This is a genomic window from Variovorax sp. GW531-E2, assembly GCF_059423125.1.
In genome coordinates this window covers 285,955-292,172 of sequence record NZ_JBWKXQ010000002.1, presented here as the reverse complement: position 1 = coordinate 292,172, position 6,218 = coordinate 285,955, and the positions used below count along the sequence as shown (strand labels likewise).

The window sequence follows — 6,218 nt, the reverse complement described above, 5'->3', positions numbered from 1 at the left end:
GGGTGCTTCCCGCAGCGAAATCAAGGAGGAGGGCGAAGCCCGGGGGACATTCGCGGAGGGAAGTACCCGGTGGCCTGCGCACAAGCCCTGAACCACAAGAACACCCAAGAACGGAACCCCTCATGCAAATAGAAACCCCTCCCAGCGAAAAGCCCTACGAAAAGCCCGAAGGCGAACGCCGCGGCATCGTCATCGTCAACACCGGCGACGGCAAGGGCAAGAGCACGGCCGCCTTCGGCCTCGCGCTGCGCGCACACGGTCGAGGCAAGGCCGTGAAGATCTACCAATTCATGAAGGTGCCCTCGGCGCGCTTCGGCGAGCACCGCATGTTCGAGCAGATCGGCATTCCCATCGAAGGCCTGGGCGACGGCTTCAGCTGGAAGAGCCAGGACCTCGAACGCTCGGGTCAGCTCGCGCGCGACGGCTGGGAGAAGGCCAAGGCCGCCATCCTGTCGGGCGACTTCTTCCTCGTGGTGCTCGACGAGATCACCTACCCGTTGATCTACGGCTGGCTGCCGCTCGAAGGCGTGCTCGAGACCTTGCGCGCGCGCCCCAAGCACGTGCATGTCGTGCTCACCGGCCGCCGCTGCCCGCCCGAGATCATCGAGCTGGCCGACACCGTCACTGAGATGCAGATGGTCAAGCACGCGTTCAAGGCCGGCATCCCGGCGCAGCGCGGCATCGAAGACTGACCCCGATGACGGCGCATGCGTTCGCGGCCGACGAGGCCAAGGCGGTGTACCGCGCCATCCACGAGCGGCGCGACATGCGCCACTTTGCAGGCGGCGAGGTGTCGCCCGAGGTGCTGCGCCGCCTGCTCGACGCCGCGCACCACGCGCCCAGCGTCGGCTTCATGCAGCCGTGGCGCTTCATCCGCGTGCGTGGCGGAGGGCTGCGCCGGCAGTTGCACGAGGTGGTCGAGCGCGAACGCGTGCTCACCGCCCGCGCGCTCGGCCAGCGCGAAGATGAGTTCATGCGCCTCAAGGTGCAGGGCGTGCTCGATGCGGCGGAGCTGCTGGTGGTGACGCTGGCCGACGGTCGCGAGCCGCATGTGTTCGGCCGCCGCACCCTGCCGCAGATGGACCTGGCCTCGGCCTCCTGCGCGATCCAGAACCTCTGGCTCGCGGCGCGTGCCGAAGGGCTGGGCATGGGCTGGGTGTCGCTGTTCGAGCCCGCCGAGCTGGGCGTGCTGCTCGGCCTGCCCGAGGGTGCCGAACCGATCGCCTTGCTGTGCCTGGGCCCGGTGCATGCGTTCTACGAAGAGCCGATGCTGCAGCGCGAACGCTGGGCCCGGCGCGCGCCGCTGGCCTCGCTGGTGTTCGACGAAAGCTGGGGCCGGCCGTCGGACCTGTTCGATCCTTCTTCCACTTCATCTTCTTGCGTGGAGCCCACCTGATGCTGGCCTTCGACACCGTTCTCTTCGAACTCGCGCGCCTGTTCCTCTGGCCCGTGACGCTCGGCGTGCTGCTGTCTTTCGTCTATGCGGTGTACTGCCTCGGCGCCTTCGGCATCGAGTGGTGGCAGCGCCGCCGCGACCCGTCGCGTGCGCTGGTGCTGCAGCCTCATGCGCAGGCCAGCCAGGAACAGATGGAACTGGTCGTGCTCAAGCAGCTTGAAGGCGTGCGCCTGTGCAGCCGCGTGGCGCCGATGCTGGGGTTGATCGCCACCATGATCCCCATGGGCCCGGCGCTCGTGGCGGTGGCCTCGGGCGAATCGCAGGGCGTGGCGCAGAGCCTGGCGCCCGCGTTCGCGGCCGTGATCGTGGCGCTGGCCTCGGCCTCGATCACCTTCGTGGTCTACACCGTGCGCCGCCGTTGGCTCATGCGCGAGTTGGTGATGCTGCTCGACGCGCGGGACCGGCTGTCATGAGCCGACGCCAGTTCTCGATTTTGAGCAGCCTGGACAGCGACGATGACGATCCGGTGCTCTCGACCATCAACCTGATCGACGTCTTCATGGTCGTCATCGGCATGCTGATGATCGCGGTCATCAACAACCCGGTGAATCCGTTCTCGCAGGACAAGGTGACGGTCATCCGCCACGAGGGCCAGCCCGACATGGAGATCATCACGCGCGAAGGCCGGAAGGTGACGCGCTTCAAGGCCAGCGGCGCAACGGGGCAGGGCGACGGCGAAAAGGCCGGCACCGCCTGGCGCCTGAAGGACGGCACGATGATCTACGTGCCGGCGGACGCGGTGCCGGCGTCGGGCGGGAAGTGACGCGGCTTTTCGTCTTCTGGCTTGGGCTCCTGTGCCTGATGGCGCAGCCTGCGGTGGCGGCCGGGTCGCGCGTGGTGGTGCTGAGCACGGCGCTGGTGTCGCCTGCGCGCGTGGTGCGGCTGCAGACGGCGGCGCGTGACGCCGGCGTGCCGCTGCAGGTGGTGTCGGCTGCGCAGGACACGCCCGAGGCGTTCGCCGCCGCGCTCGACGGAGCGCGCCTGCTGGTCGTCGATGCGCCGCACCTCAGCGTCGCGCAGTCGGCGGCGGCGCGCTTCGGCGATGTCATCGCGCGAACCTCCGTTCCCTATGTGCAGATCGGTGAATTTGCGCTCGTGGCGAAAGGCCAGAAACCGCCCGAGGTGCCGCCGCTCGCGGCCGAGCGCGGCGTGGATGCGGCCTGGGCGCAGCGCTTGCGCGCCTACTGGCGATTTCCGGGCGAAGCGAACCTGAAGGCCTCGGTGCAGGCGATGGCGCGGGTCGGCGATTCAGCCGGACTCCCTGACCCCGTGCCGTTGCCGCTCGCGGGCTTCTATCACCCGGACTGGCCGCGCGTCGAAAGCCGCATCGCGGCGGTCGAGGCATTGCCGGGCGGTCAAGGCACCGTCGCCATTGCCGTCAACAGCGCCACGCTCACCAGCGACGACACCGCCTGGCTCGACGGCCTGATCGGCACGCTCGCGCAGCGCGGCCTGCGCGCCTACGCCTTCTACGGCCCGCGCCAGCAGAAGGACCTGTTCTTTCGCATGACGCACGCCGGCGAAGGTGAGAGCGAGCGCCGCGTGGCCGACCTCCTCATCAACGCCGCGCTGGTATTCAGCCCGAACGAGCGCAAGGCCGAACTCGAGCGCATCGGCGTGCCCGTGCTGCAGACGTTGCCCTCGCTGGCCATGGATGCGGCGCAATGGGCGCGCAGCAAGGACGGCCTGGCGCAGACCGACATCGCGGCCTACTACAGCCCGAGCGAACTCGCGGGCATGACCGACCCGATGCTGGTCACCGCACGCGACGCCGCCACCGGCAGCCTGCAGCCACTGCCTGCGCAGATCGACGCCGTGGCCGACAAGGCCGCCGCGCTGCTGCGCCTGCGGCGCACGCCCGCTGCCGAACGCCGCGTGGCGATGCTGGTCTACAACTACCCGCCGGGCGAGGCGAACTTCGGCGCGTCGTTCCTCAACGTGCCGCGCAGCGTCGACCGGATGCTGTCCGCGATGCAGGCCGCCGGCTACCGCACCGAGGCGCCGGGCGCGGACACCGTCATTGCGCAGGTGCAGGCCACGATGAAGGCCTATTACCCGACCGCGCAAGGCGGCGACGCGCTGCAGCCGCTGCTCGACCAGGGCCTGGCCGACACGCTGCCGCTGTCGCAGTACCTCGCCTGGTTCCGTGCGCTGCCTTCCGACACGCAACGCCGCATCGAAGCCTACTGGGGCCCGCCCGAGGCCTCGACGATGCTGCGGCCCGTGGCCGGCGCACCGGCCTTCGTGGTGCCGCGCGTGCAGTTCGGCCAGGTGGTCGTGCTGCGCCAGCCGCCGCGCTTCGAGCCCGGCACGCAGGTGGCCGACAAGGCGCAGCAGGTGTACCACCGCGCGGCGGTGCCGCTGAGCCATGGCTACCTCGCGACCTACCTCTGGTTGCGCACCCGCTTAGGTGCCGATGCACTCGTGCACGTGGGCACGCACGGCACGGTCGAGTGGTCGGCCGGCAAGGAGCGCGGGCTCTCGGTGCAGGACGATCCGCTGCTCGCGCTGGGCGACGTGCCCAACGTCTATCCGTACATCATGGACAACCTCGGCGAGGCGACGACCGCCAAGCGCCGCGGTCGCGCGACCATGGTGAGCCATTCGACGCCGATGTTCGCGCCCGCGGGCTTCCGCCCCGGCGTGCGGGACGTGCACGAACGCCTGCACGACTGGGAAACGCTGTCGCCCGGCGCGGTGAAGACCGCACTGGAACGGCGCCTCACCGCCGACTTCGTCGCACAGCACTACGACCGCGACTTGCAATGGACGCCCGCGCGCATCCGCGCGGATTTCGCCGGCTTCATCGCCGTGCTGCATCCCTACCTCGACGAACTCGCGCAGACCGCGCAGCCGCTGGGCCTGGCCACCTTTGGCGAGGCGCCCGATGCGCAGCGGCGGCGCCAGACGATCCTGCAGATCCTCGGCAAGCCCGTGGCGCTGGCGATGGGTGAAGACCTCGACGAGATGTTTCTCACCGACGCGCAGGGCATCGCGGCCTCGAAGCCCGCGCGCTGGCTGGAAGGCGTGCTGGCGGGCAAGGACACCGTCACCGACGCCGAACCTTTGCGTTCGCTCGCCGCACGGGCCCGTGCGCTCGACGCGGTGCTGGCCCACAACGAGGAAATCGAAGGCCTGCTCACCGCGCTCGACGGCCGCTACCTGAAGTCGCGCTACGGCGGCGACCCGGTGCGCGACCCCGACAGCCTGCCGACCGGGCGCAACCTCTACGGCTTCGACCCCAGCCGCGTGCCCACGCGCGCCGCCTGGGACACCGGCGTTGCCGCGATGGACGACTGGATCGCCGCGCATGCCCGCACCCACGGCGGCCGTGCGCCGCAGAAGATCGCCTTCACGCTCTGGGCTGGCGAGGCCTCGCGCCACCAGGGCGTGACCGAGAGCCAGGCCTTCCACGCACTCGGCGTGAAGCCGCGCTGGGACGAGGCCGGGCGCATGGTCGGCATCGAGATCGTGCCGGCCGCGGTGCTGAAGCGGCCGCGCATGGACGTGCTGATCAGCGTCACCGGCTCGTACCGCGACCAGTTCCCGCACGTGATGCGCTGGCTCGACGAGGCCGTGCAGCAAGTGGCCGCGCTCGACGAGCCCGGCAACGCGGTCGCGCAGCACAGCGAGGCGATGGCGCGCACGCTGCGCGCCGGGGGCGCGACGGCGGCCGAGGCGCGGCGCTGGTCGACCGCGCGCGTGTTCTCGAACGAGCAGGGCAGCTACGGTGCCGGGCTCGAGGAAGCGGTGCTCGCCACCGAACTCTGGAAAGGCCAGCAGCGCGGCGGCGGCGACGCGCAGATGGCAGGGCTCTACATGGACCGCATGGGCCATGCCTACGGGCGCGGCCTCGACGGTGCCACGCGCCCGGGCGCCTTCGCGGGCAACCTCGCGCAGGTCGATGCGGCGCTGATGGCGCGCACCTCCAACCTGTATGGCGTGCTGACCAACGACGACCCGTTCCAGTACCTGGGCGGCATCGCGCTGGCCGTGCGCCATCTCACGGGCAAGGACCCGGCGCTGTACGTGCAGAACCTGCGCGACGGCGCGGCCGTGCGCACCGACACCGCGGCCGGCGCCATCGCGCGCGAGATGCAGACGCGCTACCTGCACCCGCAATGGATCGAGGCTCAGAAGGCCGAGGGCTACAGCGGCGCGCTGCAGGTGCTCAAGACCGCGCAGTTCCTCTGGGGCTGGCAGGCGACCGCGCCCGCGGCCGTGCGCGAGGACCACTGGCAGTCGCTACACGAGGTCTATGTGCGCGACACCTACAAGCTCGGCACGCGCCAGTGGCTGGAGCGCGAGAACCGCGCCGCCTTCGCGCAGACGCTGGAGCGCATGCTCGATGCCGTGCGGCTGAACTACTGGGCGCCCGATGCCGCGACGCGGCGCGAACTGGCGCAGGCCTACACGGAGGCGGTGCGCGCCACGGGGCTGCGAGAGCGCAACGAGGCGGTGCAGCGGTTTGCGCAGGCTGCGTTGGCGCCGTCGCCTGTCACTGCTCCTGCACCGGTCGTCGTCGCCGCACCTTCCATCGCGGCCATCGAAGCGACCCAACCTGCACCCGGATCGCCCGCCGCACCGGACCTCGCGCAACCGGTGACTGGCCTCCAGCTGAAGCCCGTCGCCGACACCCCATCGCCCCCGCCGCCGTCCGCCGTGCTGCCGCGCCTGCTCGCCGCTTTCGGCGCTGCCTTGCTGCTGGCCGTCGGTGCGCTGGTGCAGTGGCGGCGCGGCCGGGCCGTGCCCGTCGCCTGAT

The 6,218-nt window shown here is 70.7% G+C and carries 5 protein-coding genes; all 5 read left to right on the top strand.

What is annotated here, in order from left to right; translation table 11 throughout:
• The first annotated feature begins 122 nt into the window (after positions 1 to 122).
• Genes cobO through cobN form a run of 5 tightly spaced genes read left to right on the top strand, consistent with a single transcriptional unit; the run spans position 123 to position 6,217 of the window.
• Positions 123 to 692 (top strand): cob(I)yrinic acid a,c-diamide adenosyltransferase, encoded by a 570-nt coding sequence (gene cobO, locus AC07XP_RS02840; protein ID WP_095745107.1) that lies wholly within the window; start codon positions 123 to 125, stop codon positions 690 to 692.
• Between the two features lie 5 nt (positions 693 to 697).
• Positions 698 to 1,396 carry a 5,6-dimethylbenzimidazole synthase gene (gene bluB / locus AC07XP_RS02835; RefSeq protein WP_495263729.1) on the top strand — a complete coding sequence of 233 codons (699 nt, stop codon included), beginning with the start codon at positions 698 to 700 and terminating at the stop codon, positions 1,394 to 1,396.
• A complete protein-coding gene (locus AC07XP_RS02830) occupies positions 1,396 to 1,869 on the top strand; it encodes a MotA/TolQ/ExbB proton channel family protein (protein ID WP_159271949.1) in 474 nt (157 codons plus the stop codon). The genes bluB and AC07XP_RS02830 overlap by 1 nt, the downstream gene beginning before the upstream one ends.
• Positions 1,866 to 2,219, top strand: a complete 354-nt coding sequence (locus AC07XP_RS02825; protein WP_062479884.1) for a DUF2149 domain-containing protein — start codon at positions 1,866 to 1,868, stop codon at positions 2,217 to 2,219. The genes AC07XP_RS02830 and AC07XP_RS02825 overlap by 4 nt, the downstream gene beginning before the upstream one ends.
• Complete coding sequence (gene cobN, locus AC07XP_RS02820) at positions 2,216 to 6,217, top strand: cobaltochelatase subunit CobN (protein WP_495263728.1); 4,002 nt, start codon at positions 2,216 to 2,218, stop codon at positions 6,215 to 6,217. The genes AC07XP_RS02825 and cobN overlap by 4 nt, the downstream gene beginning before the upstream one ends.
• The last annotated feature ends 1 nt before the right edge of the window (position 6,218 follow it).

What these genes read in the sequence shown, in the direction of transcription:
- cobO (WP_095745107.1), top strand. Translation starts at nt 123, where the DNA reads ATGCAAATAGAAACCCCTCCCAGCGAAAAGCCCTACGAAAAGCCCGAA.
- bluB (WP_495263729.1), top strand. Translation starts at nt 698, where the DNA reads ATGACGGCGCATGCGTTCGCGGCCGACGAGGCCAAGGCGGTGTACCGC.
- AC07XP_RS02830 (WP_159271949.1), top strand. Translation starts at nt 1,396, where the DNA reads ATGCTGGCCTTCGACACCGTTCTCTTCGAACTCGCGCGCCTGTTCCTC.
- AC07XP_RS02825 (WP_062479884.1), top strand. Translation starts at nt 1,866, where the DNA reads ATGAGCCGACGCCAGTTCTCGATTTTGAGCAGCCTGGACAGCGACGAT.